17 protein-coding genes are annotated in these 14,799 nt (G+C 45.9%); 4 read left to right on the top strand and 13 right to left on the bottom strand.

Annotation, left to right across the window (positions count from 1 at the left end; all coding sequences use genetic code 11):
- Positions 1 to 20: 20 nt before the first annotated feature.
- The 5 genes from sufU to QD47_RS24435 form a co-directional block, all read right to left on the bottom strand.
- On the bottom strand, positions 21 to 443 hold the full coding sequence (gene sufU, locus QD47_RS24455) for a Fe-S cluster assembly sulfur transfer protein SufU (RefSeq protein WP_044648559.1): 423 nt from the start codon (positions 441 to 443) through the stop codon (positions 21 to 23).
- Entirely contained in the window at positions 433 to 1,656 is a 1,224-nt protein-coding gene (locus QD47_RS24450; RefSeq protein ID WP_044648558.1) for a cysteine desulfurase, read from the bottom strand. The genes sufU and QD47_RS24450 overlap by 11 nt, the downstream gene beginning before the upstream one ends.
- Positions 1,653 to 2,957, bottom strand: a complete 1,305-nt coding sequence (gene sufD / locus QD47_RS24445) for a Fe-S cluster assembly protein SufD (RefSeq protein ID WP_044648557.1) — start codon at positions 2,955 to 2,957, stop codon at positions 1,653 to 1,655. The genes QD47_RS24450 and sufD overlap by 4 nt, the downstream gene beginning before the upstream one ends.
- A 23-nt stretch (positions 2,958 to 2,980) precedes the next feature.
- Positions 2,981 to 3,763: a Fe-S cluster assembly ATPase SufC gene (sufC, locus tag QD47_RS24440; protein WP_025685365.1), complete on the bottom strand. Its 783-nt coding sequence runs from the start codon at positions 3,761 to 3,763 to the stop codon at positions 2,981 to 2,983.
- Positions 3,764 to 4,328: 565 nt separating this feature from the next.
- Positions 4,329 to 4,799 carry a Dps family protein gene (locus QD47_RS24435; RefSeq protein ID WP_044648556.1) on the bottom strand — a complete coding sequence of 157 codons (471 nt, stop codon included), beginning with the start codon at positions 4,797 to 4,799 and terminating at the stop codon, positions 4,329 to 4,331.
- 311 nt (positions 4,800 to 5,110) lie between these two features.
- On the opposite strand from QD47_RS24435, the gene mtnK reads away from it, so the two are divergent.
- Both mtnK and mtnA read left to right on the top strand, forming a co-directional pair.
- Positions 5,111 to 6,334, top strand: coding sequence for an S-methyl-5-thioribose kinase (gene mtnK, locus QD47_RS24430; RefSeq protein ID WP_044648555.1), 1,224 nt, complete (start codon positions 5,111 to 5,113; stop codon positions 6,332 to 6,334).
- Positions 6,335 to 6,339: 5 nt separating this feature from the next.
- Positions 6,340 to 7,449 carry an S-methyl-5-thioribose-1-phosphate isomerase gene (gene mtnA / locus QD47_RS24425; RefSeq protein ID WP_044648554.1) on the top strand — a complete coding sequence of 370 codons (1,110 nt, stop codon included), beginning with the start codon at positions 6,340 to 6,342 and terminating at the stop codon, positions 7,447 to 7,449.
- A gap of 135 nt (positions 7,450 to 7,584) precedes the next feature.
- On the opposite strand, the gene QD47_RS24420 is transcribed toward mtnA, so the two are convergent.
- Positions 7,585 to 7,887, bottom strand: a complete 303-nt coding sequence (locus tag QD47_RS24420; protein ID WP_044648553.1) for a YunC family protein — start codon at positions 7,885 to 7,887, stop codon at positions 7,585 to 7,587.
- Between the two features lie 171 nt (positions 7,888 to 8,058).
- On the opposite strand from QD47_RS24420, the gene QD47_RS24415 reads away from it, so the two are divergent.
- Complete coding sequence (locus QD47_RS24415; protein ID WP_044648552.1) at positions 8,059 to 8,463, top strand: Rrf2 family transcriptional regulator; 405 nt, start codon at positions 8,059 to 8,061, stop codon at positions 8,461 to 8,463.
- Positions 8,464 to 8,544: 81 nt separating this feature from the next.
- On the opposite strand, the gene QD47_RS24410 is transcribed toward QD47_RS24415, so the two are convergent.
- From QD47_RS24410 to QD47_RS31140, 6 genes are all read right to left on the bottom strand, one after another.
- On the bottom strand, positions 8,545 to 9,219 hold the full coding sequence (locus QD47_RS24410; protein WP_044648551.1) for a VOC family protein: 675 nt from the start codon (positions 9,217 to 9,219) through the stop codon (positions 8,545 to 8,547).
- 37 nt (positions 9,220 to 9,256) lie between these two features.
- Complete coding sequence (locus QD47_RS24405; protein WP_044648550.1) at positions 9,257 to 10,363, bottom strand: TolB family protein; 1,107 nt, start codon at positions 10,361 to 10,363, stop codon at positions 9,257 to 9,259.
- Between the two features lie 199 nt (positions 10,364 to 10,562).
- Entirely contained in the window at positions 10,563 to 12,029 is a 1,467-nt protein-coding gene (locus QD47_RS24400; RefSeq protein WP_044648549.1) for a sensor histidine kinase, read from the bottom strand.
- A 24-nt stretch (positions 12,030 to 12,053) separates the two neighbouring features.
- Positions 12,054 to 12,578, bottom strand: a complete 525-nt coding sequence (locus tag QD47_RS24395; RefSeq protein ID WP_044648548.1) for a hypothetical protein — start codon at positions 12,576 to 12,578, stop codon at positions 12,054 to 12,056.
- 61 nt (positions 12,579 to 12,639) lie between these two features.
- Positions 12,640 to 12,753, bottom strand: coding sequence for a putative holin-like toxin (locus tag QD47_RS33435; protein ID WP_235332350.1), 114 nt, complete (start codon positions 12,751 to 12,753; stop codon positions 12,640 to 12,642).
- 81 nt (positions 12,754 to 12,834) lie between these two features.
- The gene (locus tag QD47_RS31140; RefSeq protein WP_082067286.1) at positions 12,835 to 13,491 is read right to left on the bottom strand and encodes a hypothetical protein; all 657 of its coding nucleotides are present in this window, start codon (positions 13,489 to 13,491) and stop codon (positions 12,835 to 12,837) included.
- Between the two features lie 190 nt (positions 13,492 to 13,681).
- Here QD47_RS31140 and QD47_RS24385 point away from each other — a divergent pair, with 190 nt between their 5' ends.
- Complete coding sequence (locus QD47_RS24385) at positions 13,682 to 13,915, top strand: helix-turn-helix domain-containing protein (protein ID WP_025684849.1); 234 nt, start codon at positions 13,682 to 13,684, stop codon at positions 13,913 to 13,915.
- A gap of 392 nt (positions 13,916 to 14,307) precedes the next feature.
- On the opposite strand, the gene QD47_RS24380 is transcribed toward QD47_RS24385, so the two are convergent.
- The coding region (locus QD47_RS24380) for an MFS transporter (RefSeq protein WP_044648547.1) at positions 14,308 to 14,799 on the bottom strand (492 nt) is incomplete at its 5' end.

Genomic DNA, 14,799 nt, shown 5'->3' with positions numbered 1-14,799 from the left:
CCTCCTCTATTCTAGTTAAATTATTGCTCTTCATCAATTCCTTTGCGCAGCGCATTCCAGGCCAAAGTCGCACATTTGATACGGGCCGGGAACTTATTGACACCTGACAAAGCTTCCAGTTCTTCATAATCGTCGAATTCGGCGGCTTCACCCTTCATCAGAGAAGAGAAGCGATTCGCCATATCCAGCGCCTGATCAATCGTTTTCCCCTTAACCGCCTCTGTCATCATCGAAGCCGAGGACATACTAATTGAACAGCCTTCCCCTGTAAAACGGGCATCCTCGACAACGCCGTCCTTCGTCTTGAGTTGAAGAGAAATCCGGTCACCACACGTAGGATTGTTCAAATCCACCGTGACCACGTCATCCTCAAAACGTCCGCGATTCCGCGGATTTTTATAATGATCCATAATTACACTTCGGTACAAGTCATCAAGTTGCATCGCCAAAATACTCCTTTGTTTGGATTAAGGCGCTGATCAAAACGTCGACTTCCTCTTCTGTGTTATAGAGGTAAAAGCTGGCTCGCGCCGTTGCACTGGCTTTCAACCAGCGCATCAATGGCTGGCAGCAGTGATGGCCTGCACGTACAGCCACCCCTTTACTATCCAGCACGGTCGCTACATCATGCGGATGTACATCATCCAGATTGAATGTTACAAGCCCTACATGACGTTCAGCAGGACCGTAAATCGTCAAGCCATCCACTTCACGGAGACGTTTGAGAGCATAGTTGGCCAGACGGCTTTCATGCTGTGCAATCGCGTCCAGCCCGATGCTCTCCAGAAAATCAATGGCAGCTCCCAAACCGACAGCTCCGGCAATGATCGGAGTTCCGCCTTCGAATTTCCAAGGCAGCTCCTTCCATGTGGATTCATATAATCCCACATCGTCGATCATTTCCCCGCCGAACTCAATCGGCTCCATGTTTTCCAACAGCGCCTTTTTGCCGTACAATGCCCCGATCCCTGTAGGACCACACATTTTGTGACCAGAAAAGGCATAGAAATCAGCATCTATGTCTTGTACGTCTACTTTCATATGTGGCGTGCTTTGCGCACCATCTACGACGATGATCGCACCTTTGCGATGCGCAATAGCGGCAATCTCTTTGACCGGGTTCACAACACCAAGCACATTGGAGACATGCGCAATCGCTACAATTTTAGTGTTTTCAGTGATAGTATTCTCCACGTCAGCAAGATCAACGCTACCGTCCTCTTGAAGCGGAATATATTTTAAGGTTGCGCCTGTGGCTTTGGCTACCTGTTGCCACGGAATCAGATTACTGTGATGCTCCATCTGTGTGATGACAATCTCATCACCTTCCTGACAGTTGGCTCTACCATAGGAAGAAGCGACCAGATTCAGCGCCGTTGTTGTTCCTCTTGTAAAAATAATTTCCTGACTGCGCTTTGCATTCAGAAAGCGGGCTACCTTCTCCCGCGCACCTTCATAAGCATCCGTAGCGCGACTCCCCAAGGTATGCACACCACGGTGAACGTTCGAATTATCATATTCGTAGTAGTGCTTGATCGCCTCGATGACCGCCAGCGGCTTTTGCGAAGTGGCCGCATTATCCAAATAAACCAGCGGATGACCGTTAATCTCCTGATGTAAAATCGGGAACTGTTCACGGATCAATGCAGTATTCATTGGCCTAACTTCCTTTCAACAAGGCTTTGCAGCTGCTGTTGAAGTCCTTCAAGCGGAATTTCAGAAACGACAGGTGCCAGGAAGCCATAAATAATCAAGCGTTCAGCTTCTGCACGGCTAATTCCGCGGGACATCAAGTAATACACTTGTTCACGATTCACCTGACCGACCGAAGCTGCGTGACCTGCGGTCACATCATCCTCATCAATCAGAAGGATCGGGTTAGCGTCACCACGCGCTTTCGGGCTAAGCATGAGAACACGTTCTGTTTGCTGGCCGTCTGCTTTGGTAGCACCTTTTTCAATTTTCGTAATACCGTTAATAATGGAAGAAGCATTTTCACGCATAACTGCGCGTGTAATCATCTGGCTGGCTGAACTTTTGCCAAAATGCTGTGCTTGTGTCGTATAGTTCAGCTTTTGCGAACCGGAGCCTACAGCAATAATCTTGGCATCCGAGTTGGAACCATTGCCTTTCAACACGGACATCGTATTGCTCGCTGTATTGCCGTAGTTCATTTCTCCGACAATCCATTCAATAGCTGCGTCATTACCCAACGTAGCACGGCGGATGGAAATATCCGTTACTTGCTCTCCTAGCTGATGCACCGTTGCATAGCGCACCTTGGCTCCTGCATTCGCTACCACTTCTACTGCGCCATTATGAATGACAGGTGCAGCCAAATCCGCAGATACATAGTTGTCTACGTACGTTACGGAGCTATTGCTTTCTGCAATGAGCAGTACGTGAGGTGCAAAGGTTGCTGTCGCATCGTCTGTCAGGAAAACAGCCTGAAGCGGAACATTTAACTCCACATTCTTCGGCACATAAGCGAATACTCCACCGTTCCAGATCGCTGCGTGCAGCGCGGACAATGAATTTTCATCCGTCTTAATGACCGTATTCAGATGAGCTTTAACTAAATCACCATGCTCCTTAACCGCCGTTTGCAGATCCGTGAAAATAACGCCTTGCGCTGCCAATTCCTCGCTCAGCTTCACATATACCGCGCCGGAGTTGCGCTGGATAATCAGACCGCCCTCCTGCTGATCTTTTACCAGATCGGCAATCGCTGCGGGAACCTGCCCCACCGATGCAATTGCCTCGCTGTTTTTATCTTGACCGTAATCGTTGAGATTCCAACGTTCGATTTTGGTTTTTTCAAATACCGGAAGCTCCAGTTTGCCTGCAAGCTCAAGTGCTTTTTGTCTGTCTGCGGTCAGCCATGACGGCTCGCCGTTACGTTCGGACAGAACACGCAGTTGCTCGGAATCTACCGGAAGGATTGTTTGTGTACTCATTAGTTTTCCTCCTCGCTTCCGGCTTACGCCTCTTGTCCTACAGTTTCATCAACGATGCCCAGTTCTTCCTTGATCCAGTCGTAACCGTCCGCTTCCAGACGCTCAGCCAGCTCAGGTCCACCGGATTTAACGATGCGTCCTTGCATCATAACATGTACGAAATCTGGCTTAACGTAATTCAACAGACGCTGGTAGTGAGTAATGATGAGAAAACCGCGCTCTTCGGAACGCATAGCATTGACACCACTAGCCACGATTCTCAAAGCGTCAATATCCAGACCGGAGTCGATTTCGTCAAGAATGACGATTTTCGGATCGATCATCATCATTTGCAAAATTTCATTCCGTTTTTTCTCACCACCGGAGAAACCTTCATTCAGGTAACGGTGAGCAAACTCAGGATTCATTTCAAGTTCCTTCATTTTGCTTTCCATTTGGCGGATAAATTTAATCAAGGAAATTTCCTGTCCTTCTTCACGGCGTGCGTTAATTGCACTACGCAAAAAGTCGGAGTTGGTTACCCCTGCAATTTCACTCGGATATTGCATTGCCAGGAACAATCCTGCACGTGCGCGCTCATCCACTTCCATGTCGAGTACGTCTTCTCCATCCAAAGTTACTTTGCCATCTGTGACTTCATATTTGGGATGCCCCATCAAAGCAGAAGCCAATGTACTTTTACCCGTTCCGTTAGGACCCATGATGGCATGGATTTCTCCGCCCTTCATTTCGAGGTTGATGCCTTTCAGAATTTCCTTGCCTTCAATGGTCGCTTTGAGACCTTCAATCTTAAAGTTTGTAGCCATATTCGGAATACCCTCCAAAATTTGTAGTGTGGTGTCGAAATCAGAAAGTATATTTAAACAGGGGAGCCCCCTGATTTCAAGCAAACGAAATATTTAAAAATTTATTTATAATCATTCTAAACTGATTCTCAATGATTCTCAAGTTATTTTATAATAAATATCTTTAAGGGCGCAACCAACAGACACACGTTAAACGACTTTCTTCATAAAATATTCATACTAACTCAGCTCACAAATGGCAAAATAGCATACGGACCTGACTAAATTATGAAGTGTGTTCAAAAACCAACATTATGAACAATGAAGAAGAAAGGTGAAACTTTAGCGTGATTGTCTGCTTCCTATTATATTATAGCGTAATTCTTTACCATAACCGTATATCCAATCCTGATCTATGAAAAAGCATTAAAATGCTGTAAATTGTCTTTTTCAGCCATAAAAACGCTACCGACAGCGTGATGTCAGTAGCGTTTTTACATGTGTAGCGCTTATTTCAGAACAAAGACCCTTCTATATGGAATGGAATTAAACTTCCAGAATCAAGCCTCCAGCATCATTTTTCCGGTTAACCCAGATAAGAGCGAAGCATCCACATATGTTTCTCCAGATCCGCTTTATAACCAATCAGCAAATCTGCGGTTGGCTGATCAGATGCGCTTTCAGCCAATTCAATTCCTTCCTGAAATTCCTCGCAGACAGTGGCAAAGTCCTCAATCAGCGTTTGCACCATTTTCGGCGCATCCTCATTGCCACTTGCCTCATGAATTGAGGACAGCTCCAGATATTCTTTTAACGTTGCGGAAGGAGACCCTTTCAGCGCCAACATACGTTCGGCGATCTCGTCCATTTTTAGCGTAATTTCATTATATAGTTCTTCAAATTTAACATGGAGTGTGAAAAAGTTGGAGCCTTTCACATACCAGTGATAGTTATGAATCTTCACATATAGTACATTCAGGTTAGCGACCTGGCGGTTTAACAATTCTTCCACCGATTTCGTTTGCGTATTTTTCGAGTTGCTTGTTGTTTTAGCCATAATAAATCCCTTCCTTTTTCATCAAATTGATCATTCAGGAACGTTTACGTATTCATCCACCGTCCTTCTGACGGGAAGACGCCAGCGGGCACGGTATTTCGCCTGCCGGACGTCTGTTTATTATTTACCCTTCTCATATGAAGACGAAACAAAATCTAACATTCCTTCCCCCTATTCCGCCTCCCCACAAAAAAAATGTACAAAACTCAAACGATTTTCGTTATACTTGGCTCTATCCAAGCGAAATGGTTGGTTTAATCTTGTAGTATTTCTCATCATTGATGTATGCACAATTTATGGAGGTGACTTCGTTGTCCCAATATCATGCTTTAACGACAGAAGAAGCAACTGAATTTGTGAAGAATATCCCCGGATTTTTTAGTCAGGATGCTCGTCTGGAATGCCGCGAAATCGGTGATGGCAACCTGAATCTGGTTTTTCATATTACGGATTCTGAATCTGACAAGAGTATCATTGCCAAACAGGCGCTTCCCTATGTGAAAATCGTAGGTGAATCCTGGCCGCTGTCACTGGATCGTGCCCGTATTGAACGCGAGGCGCTTCAGAAGGAGCACCACATTTGCCCTGAGCTGGTTCCTGCGGTGCTCGGCTATGACGATGAACTCGCCTTGACTGTGATGGAGGATCTAAGCTCGTACACAATCATGCGCAAAGGATTAATCGAAGGAAACACATATCCGTATTTTGCTGACCATATTGGAGAGTTTCTGGCGCGTACGCTCTTTTTCACCTCGGATCTGGGCATGAATCAGCAGGACAAAAAAGAGCTGGTCAAGCGCTTTATCAACCCGGATCTTTGTAAAATCACCGAGGATCTTATTTTGGACGAGCCTTATCGGTTTTCAGACAATAACAACTACGGTTCCTATATCGAAGACGAAGCAGAGGCGCTTCGTACAGATCAGGCCATTCATCTGGAAGTAGCTTTGCTGCGCGAGAAGTTTCTGACACGGACAGAAGCGCTTCTGCACGGCGATCTTCATACAGGCAGTATTTTTGTAACAGCGGAGTCCACTAAAGTCATTGATCCCGAGTTTGCCTACTACGGACCGATGGGCTTTGATATCGGAGCGGTGATTGCCAATCTGCTGTTGAACTATGCAGCACAACCTGGATGGACTTCTGGCGAGACAGCTGTACAGGAACGCCGTGACTGGCTTTTAGAGACTGCCATTCAGGTATGGGAGCAGTTTGAGAGCGGGTTCCGCAAACTGTGGGACCAGCATGTTACTGACCACATGGCCCGCACGCCGGGATATCAGGACTTGTACCTCCAGAAAGTGTTGCAAGATACGATTGGCTTTGCAGGCTGCAAGGTCATCCGCCGGATCATCAGCTTGTCGCATGTGGCCGATATAGACACGATTGCCGATCCTGCGATCAAGGAAGCAGCGGAAAGACTGGCGTTATCTATAGGAAAAACCTTGGTTCTCCGCAATCGCGAGATGCATTCGATCCGTGAATTGGGAGACATTATTCAGACAGCAACGGCTGCCCAAACTAAAGGAGCTTAATGGATATGAGTGAAAATAAAGAATCTGCGACTAAAGCTTCCAATGAAGCAATCGTGCCTGGTCAGGCTCTCTCGTCGCTGGTGTGGAAAGGTGACCACTTGTCCATGCTGGACCAGCGCCTGCTGCCCGAATCCATCGTGATGCTGGATTTGTTCACAGCCGAGGAAGTGTGGGATGGCATCCATGCCATGAAGGTACGCGGTGCGCCAGCCATCGGAATGGCTGCGGCCTACGGCGTCGTGCTGGGTGCTTCCGCTTACGGCGGAACCGATGCTGCTGGATGGCTGGAGCATGTACACAGCGTTTGCGGGCATTTGGCTACATCACGACCGACCGCAGTGAACCTGTTTTGGGCGCTGGACCGCATGAAGAAGCGGGCCAAAGAACTAACCGCCGAAGCGACCGAAGGACGGGTCGAGGATTGGAATGCCGGATTGGAGCATGAAGCTATATCCATTCAGGCAGAGGATGAGGAAGTATGCCGCCTGATCGGCGTCCATGCTTTACCTCTATTCCAAGACGGTATGGGCGTGCTCACTCACTGCAATGCAGGCGGACTGGCGACAGCGAAATACGGGACGGCACTCGCTCCTATGTACCTTGCACATGAAAACGGCATACACCTCAAAGTGTTTGCCGACGAAACACGTCCCGTGCTTCAAGGCGCGCGCCTGACCGCGTTTGAGCTTCAGCAGGTTGGTATTGATGTAACCCTGCTGTGTGACAACATGGCGGGTATGGTCATGGCCAAAGGCTGGGTTCAGGCCGTCATCGTCGGCACGGACAGAGTGGCGGCTAATGGTGATGTCGCCAACAAAATCGGCACCTACAGCTTAGCTGTGCTGGCCAAGGCACATGGCATCCCTTTTTATGTAGCTTCGCCGCTATCTACGATTGATTTGCATACTGCCACAGGCGCAGACATTCCCATCGAGGAGCGTCCTGCGGAGGAAGTCACCGAAAGCTTTGGCAAAAGGACAGCCCCACAGGGCATCAAGGTCTATAACCCGGCTTTCGACATTACGCCTCATGAATACATTACCGCCATCATTACCGAAAAAGGGATCGTCCAAGCTCCCTTTAGCGACAGCCTGCCCGCTTTATTTGCGGATTAATTTGTCTGGGCCATGTAGCTCGTATGAAGGTTGAATTGTTTTACTCGATAAAATATAACTTTTCTATTGAAAAACCGGAGCGAAGCAGCCCCGGTTTTTTCGCGTTTTTCTACCTTCGTGCAGCAAAAGCTCCACTTAGACCAGCTTCAAAAGTGCCTCATACCCCGGCATACCCGGCTTAATCCCAAGCTGCTCCGCTTCCGTCGTCACCGACTCCATGGGCGCTTCCAACAATTCGCGTAGCGTTTTTACACCCACAGCTCGTGCGGCAAGAATTTTCCGATCTCCCAGCCGTTCATTCAGCAATCCGACATCCAGTGCGCCGCACATGATGTAACCACGGGAGTTGGAGATAGTCAACAGCGTTGTTTTAGGCAGTTTGACCTCAACTCCGATAAATGTATGCTCACCCACTTGTATGGGTTCCATGTGTATCATTGTTCTGACTGCACCTCCTCTTTGTTCATTCGGGATATTTTATGCAGTATTTGCGGGTGAGTGTGGACACCCGTGGATACATATTGAATAAGAGCATTCAAAATTTGACGATGCCGCATCATAAAGGATATTATATATAGATTAAATCCTGAATTGAGGTGATCACCAAGCATGAAGTATTCTAAAGCGACGAACTATGCCCTTCACACCATGCTTTTTCTGGTAGTATCAACCCCTAATAATAAGCCTGTTGGTGTACAACAGTTGGCTGATCGACAAGGGGTTTCGCCTACTTACTTGTCCAAAATACTGACCAAGCTGGTCAAGGCGGGAATGATTGAATCTACTTCGGGTGCCAATGGCGGTTATAGATTGAAGCGGAACTGGGAGGATATTTCGTTTCTAGATGTTATTCATGCGATTGAAGGCACAACTTCTTTGTTCGACTGTTGTATGAACCATGAAGCAGAATGCTTAATTCAAAAAGTAATGGTTTCAGCGGAGACCAAAATGGATGAGCATCTTAGAAATCAAAAGTTATCCGAACTTGCCAAAGAAATAAAAATGGTTCTCTGAGCCATATTTATTTCGGGATAAGGGCCACTCTTTTTTGTTTCAAAAAGTATGCCTTTTTGCTAATCCTCTTTATCTAATTAATCAGATTGATCTCAATTCGTACAAGCCATTTTGAAGCGAAAGACTGGCAGGACATGTACTATTAATCAAGACTTTGGTGTTGTACTCGCGCGGCATCCTATCGTCCGGGAACCAAGGCCGCTGCTTGTCTATTACAATCAATAATCCTTCCGCGTCCCCTAGAGGAGTGAATTGCTGCCCGGCCTCACCCCATGAATCAATTTGGAACATTTCTGTGATTGTTTTGCAACATTCCGGAACATTATCGACTGGAAGGCCAATCTCACTTATACGAAGTAGATGCTTTGGCCCGAAAGCTTCATCTACTGCGTTGTCGAGCGAATGGTGAGCAATGAACTCGATGAGGTTATGATCAGGATCATAGAAGTAAAGTGCTGTTGCATTCCAGCTTTCGAAAAGAAACTCATCCTCTCCGGTTCTTGAAATCAATGAGATGCCCCGGTCGATTACCCATTGTTTTGCCTCTATGAACTTATTGGTTGGAATCGCAAACGCAACGTGATAAAACTCATTCTCCATGAGGGAATTTTCCTGAAGAGCAAGAACCGATTCGCCAGCTCCAAATGATAACCGTGAAGCGGTTTCCTCCAGAACCTCCAGACCCAAGAGAGAGCCGTAAAAAGCTTTCATGGCTTCAAATCTGTGTGTATTTAAGAGCACTTCTGTTATTTTCATCGCGTTCGTCATCCTCCTTAAAATAAATGATTTTTGCTCAAGATAACTTGATTACATAAGCCGTAGATTGATATCCAGTGTCCTTCATGACCCCTGTTGGAATCAGCAGCTTTTTACCGGAAGGGCTCCAGCGTAGCTGGTCACTTATGCTATTATCGCCCAAGACCGGAGTTTGCTCCCCTGTTTCTGCTTCTGTAATGAAAAAACGGTATTTATCTCCATCCTCAGAAACCGCATAGGCCAGCTTGCTGCCATCCGGCGACCAGCTTGTACCGAACAGTTGCATACCCGTAGCCAATGTGGACAGCTCTTTCCCTTTGGTATCGCAGAGAACCAATGCGTTTTCCCCGGGTTTGGTGTGTTTAACAACCGCCAGCGTGCTGCCATCCGGGGAAGGAAGGACCGTCCAGATGTCTTTTTTAAGGATTTCGGATTGCTTGGTTTCGATATCATAGGCGATCCATTCCCCCATGGCGACATAGTAGATCGTATTTCCCGACGGAGCTACGCTAGAAACACTTCTCTGTCCAGTCTTGACCGCGACCTCACTCTTTCCATTCACATCAGCCCTGATAATGTCCCCTTCCATATTGGGAAAAATAACGTGACCTGTATCCTCCCATGCGCCTTCCCCGGCCATAAACTCTGCATCGTACATTTTCACGGAAACGCCAGTTTCAAGATTCATGATGTAGCCTATTCCTGTGGATTCATACAATTGCTGATAAAGCATATGCTTCCTGTCAGGGGACAGCTTTGCAAATCCGTAGCTTTTCTCCTCCTCCAGCAGCGGCGTCTCCCCACTGGAAGCAAGATCATATTGATAGAGGTTATGTGGATAACGTTTTTCTCCCTCAGTTATCACGGGGGAAAGCTTCCTGTTCTCTTTATCAACCGCAAGCGTGCCTTCACTCACCCAATCCATCCCGCGCACACCCTCGATCTTAGCAATGCCCTCCAGCTTCAACTTGGTGTATACGGATTCAGTGGTGTTATCCATCACGGTAATCTTTTTGCCGGACTTCTCTACGACTTGTCGCGCCTCCGTGTTCCCAGTAGTACAAGCAGTCATGGACATAAGAGTCGCCGTGGCGAGCAGTATGAGTCCTGTCTTGCCCAGCTTGCTGTGGATATTTGTGTTCATTGCATGATTCCCCCTAAAGATTTGTACAGCAAGGACATGATTGAATTCGATTCGTACAAAACTCGCTGTGGAAGCCTAATCTTGAGTCCTGTGTAACCTTAGCCTGCTCTAAGCATACCGAAGGAGTATTTCCAAACCACGGCTGCTTGTTTCCAAGTTGTAAACTTTTTGAGTAGCTTTGATGCAGAGTACAGACCTATTAAGTAGCTGGAAAAGACAGCTCGAAGACCGAACCTTCACCTTCTGTCTCCAGTAGCGTAATGCTTCCATTCTGCTTCTCAACCAGATTGCGCACCAGTGACAGTCCCAGTCCCGTGCCGCCCGATTGCCTGGATCGGTCGCGGTTGACCGTGTAGAAGGGCTCGAAAATCCTCTCTCTGGCTTCCTCAGGAATGCCTATGCCGGAATCACGGATCGTGATCCTTACCCGGTTGTCCCTAAGCTCGCTGTGAACATGAATAGTTCCTTGAGGAACATTGTATTTGATCGCATTATCCAGCAAATTAATAAAAATATGCATAAAGCTCTCTTTATCAATCCAGATGTGGGCTGGCTCCGCATCGCAGGAAATAGTGATACCGAAGCGCTCTGCCTTGCCGCTCATACGTGCACAAACATCCCGCAGCCCCTCTGCAACCTCCAACAGCTCGGCCCGTGACTCAAAATCATATTTTTCCAGCGCCGACACCTGTAGCACCTTCTCCACCATTTCATATAGCCGCTGAGTTTCCTTGGCGATGCTGGCCTTGGCTTCCAACAGCAGTTTGGGATCATCGTCATACATATTCAGCAGATCCACGTAAGCTTTAATGGAGGTCAACGGTGTCTTAAATTCATGGCTAATGTTGCCGATATATTGCTTCTGCTGCTGCTCCAGCGCTTGGAGCTTGTGGATAGCCAGTTGCAGCTTCCGTTGCTCTTCATCCTTGGCAGCAATACTCTGCTCAATCTCCTTGCTCATAAAGTAGATGCCCTCGGCCAACTCGCCCAGCTCATCCTTTCGCCTAACCGGAGGAGCCTGGATATATTCGGCGCGGCGGATATCCTCTGCCGCCTTTTTCAACCGTCCAATAGCTGCGGCTGCCCGGTTAAAATACAAATATCCGATGATGAAGCTTAGCAAAAGCACCGCGATCCCTGTAGTCAGGAACAAATTCTGGAGGGTTCGCAGAAAACTCTGCGAGCTTTTGAGTGAATATTGCAACTGAACTACCCCCATTTGTTCCTCCGGCCCTTGGAGCGGCGCCAGATACAGGAGTGTGTCCCCCACAGCCTCATATGCTATTTTATTGTGCAACGCATAGGCCAGGGCAGCATTCACTTCACTTTGCTGGTCTACCACTGGAGGGTCTTGAATAGAGGTGCCTACCTGGAGTCCCTGCGCATCATAAAGCGTGACGCCCAGTCCGGTAAATCCGGCCAGTTCCGTAGCCAGTCCCCGGCCCCGCTGCCTCATAAATATTTGCGGCTCCATCCGTGTTCCTGTATAGTAAGTCTGCTTCACCCGCAGATTAACCGTTTTGACGTGCTGGGCCAGATAAACCTCGGTTTGAGTCAGCTGGTTCTTTTCCACCCCTTGAAGAACAATATAGCTTAGCACGCCTAGAGCAAGAATAAGCAGTACAGCCAGAAACAAGCTGAATTTCAACTTGATGCTAATTCTCATGGATAATCACCGCTCATCTTTTCTTTATTTGTCTCCTTTTATCTCACTCAAAAGCCTGGCATTTACATTCAACGCTGAAAATTGAAATAGCACTTCCTTTTCATCCAAAGCCTTACTTTTTGCTATTTTCAAATAGAGCTTGGGCTGGTCTCGAAATGCTCTCGCACTTCCAATAGAGTACGCCTTCTTGAGATAATCATGCGCCTCTAACGTTTTGCCTTGAAGAAGGAGCGATTCAGCCATCAAAATATAAGGATTGGCATCCACAATTCGATAACCAGTGATTTCCAAATCAACAATCTCTTCATTTAAAAGCTCTGCGGATCGCTGAGTTTGACCGTTATAGTTGAGAATTTGAACGTATTGATGCAAGGTCAAGCTTGTAATTCCCCATTTATTCTTAGGTTCAGGTATCAGGTCCCAAGCCTTTTGTGCTTTTTCCTCAGCCATTTTACTGTCTAATGGGAGTATACCAGCGGCTTCCTCTCCAAGCTCCCAAATAGCCTCCTCCAACTGCAAATCCAAGTCATGATACATCCGAATATTCATCGGTTTACCTCCAATAGATCATTTCAATCTCAACATAAATCAATACCCCATCCGTTTTCATCTACTTCTTTTGGTTATGGTTCAATGCAACGACAATTGTGATGACTAATCCGATCAGCGTCACCAGCAATGTACCAAACATTATCATTAATGTCAGCGCCTCTTTGACCTCCACAGGCATCACCTCCTTGGCAGGAGACTAGCCGACCGCCCATCTAAGCCAATAGAATGGTTAAAAACATGATAGCACACGATATTAGTAGCCTGAAACCAAGTCTCTGGCTTCATCTTCTGCCTTTTCAATAGCTTCAGCTAAAGTCATTCCAGGCTGCATTTGCTTGTACTGAATGGCTTTACTATATGTACCCCCTGCCTCGCTCCACTCCCAATATGTATGAACATCCACAGACTCCAGAAAGTAGACCGATAACGCCTCTACAGGGTTTACAGCATATAAATCCATGAATTTCTGGTTTGAAAGCTGATCGCGCTTAAGAAATTCATTTTTCATATTGTATAATAGATTCAATACATCTTCGTCATTCACATTCACGATGCGATTCACAAATGCATTGCGTCTTTCCACGTTATTCAATATGATTTGGATAGCGTTGCGTATATGCCAAGCCTCCGGGCCAATACTGAGCATATGAATTAAATCGTGAGTAGTCAGGTCAGGGTAAAATGGGGCTGGTTGAATTATTCGTGTCCACACTCCATCGTTCCCATTCTCAAACACTTGAATTGCATCAGTAACATTCACCCCAATGGTCTGCCATTGGCGGTTGAGGGCATCTGTAATGTGATAGTAGTGCAGCCCGGCTTCTTCGTTTTCTTCTGTTTGCTCCCAAACCTGTTCCATACGAACAATGGTTTTAATGGCTTGTTTGTTGGCTTTAGTATTTGGCATCATGGTATCTCCCCCAATTCTATTTTTGGAAAAATGGCAATAGCAAAGCCAAGGGTATGTTGTACATCCCTTTGATAAAATGATAATATGTTACGAACTAATTGCACTTTCATGGTGCAACTTTACATAAACACAATATATCATATGCACTTTCATAGTGCAATATTTTATTCTAAGTCATCTGGAGGCCCCTATGGATCAACAAAGTTACATTTTACATTGCAAGTTGGATGAGATTTTAAAACAGCACGATAACATGTCTGTTCTGAAATTATCTGAGGAAATTGGACATCGCAGAACTACAATTATGGAGCTGGTGCACAATAGCAATATGGAAAAAAAGAAAATATCAGCTACCTTAATCACTAAATTGTGTGTTTATTTCGATATCACTCCTAATGATTTATTTGAAATTCGTAAGCTCTAAATAAAACGGGGACCCGTAAAATATAGACTCTGAAAAGAGTTATTTTTTACGGGTCCCACGTTTACGTAATTAGTAAATAATGATCATTGAAAAGCTCATTCCGATCTCCGAATACGCTTTATAAAGGAAAGCACTCCCCACACGAACAACGCCAAAATGCCGCCAACGATTAAGAGGGTAATTAAAATATTACTCCATACGAAATGCAATCAACATCACTCCATGCATTATTTTATGGTCATCATGTAGGGTACTCTTCTAATGTCTATCCATATTTTAACTCACGTTTACTTCCTCTGCATTCGATTTGAACATTTTTACTTCAGCATTTTGCATCATTCGATTCCCAACGCTCGAAAGTACAATATATAGACGAACTAAACCGTTTCGATCTATATATTGCTGATTTGAAATCGCTCTTGGGATTTATGCAAAATGCTCATTTTTATGATGATTGTTAAAAAAGCCAGAAGTGTAAACATTATTCCGCTCCAGATAAGCTGGTGTATTCCCAAGTGTGAGATAAACCAACCGCCAATTGAGGCCCCAATAGTAATGCCAAGATTAGAAAATGAAACAAACAAGCTGTTTCCAAATTCGGGAGCTTCTTTCGTCTCTGTCGTCAACCATGCTTGGCTAATAATAAGCCCTCCGGAATGCACTGCCCCCCAAATGAGTACGACTACAACCATGGGAAGGACAGAAGAACTCAAATAATAAATAAATAAGTAAATCATCACATAAAGCAGGGGAAATATAAGGACGGTCTTTATAAGATTTTTATGTAATAATCCTCCAAATAAAAAATTCCCAAAAATCATGATGATTCCAAAGACCATTAACATGATACTAATCCATGACCCATTCATATGGGTGACCTGACC

Source organism: Paenibacillus terrae (assembly GCF_000943545.1).
In the GTDB taxonomy this organism is placed as follows: Bacteria; Bacillota; Bacilli; order Paenibacillales; family Paenibacillaceae; genus Paenibacillus; species Paenibacillus terrae_A.
This window is presented reverse-complemented; position numbering and strand designations above follow the sequence as displayed.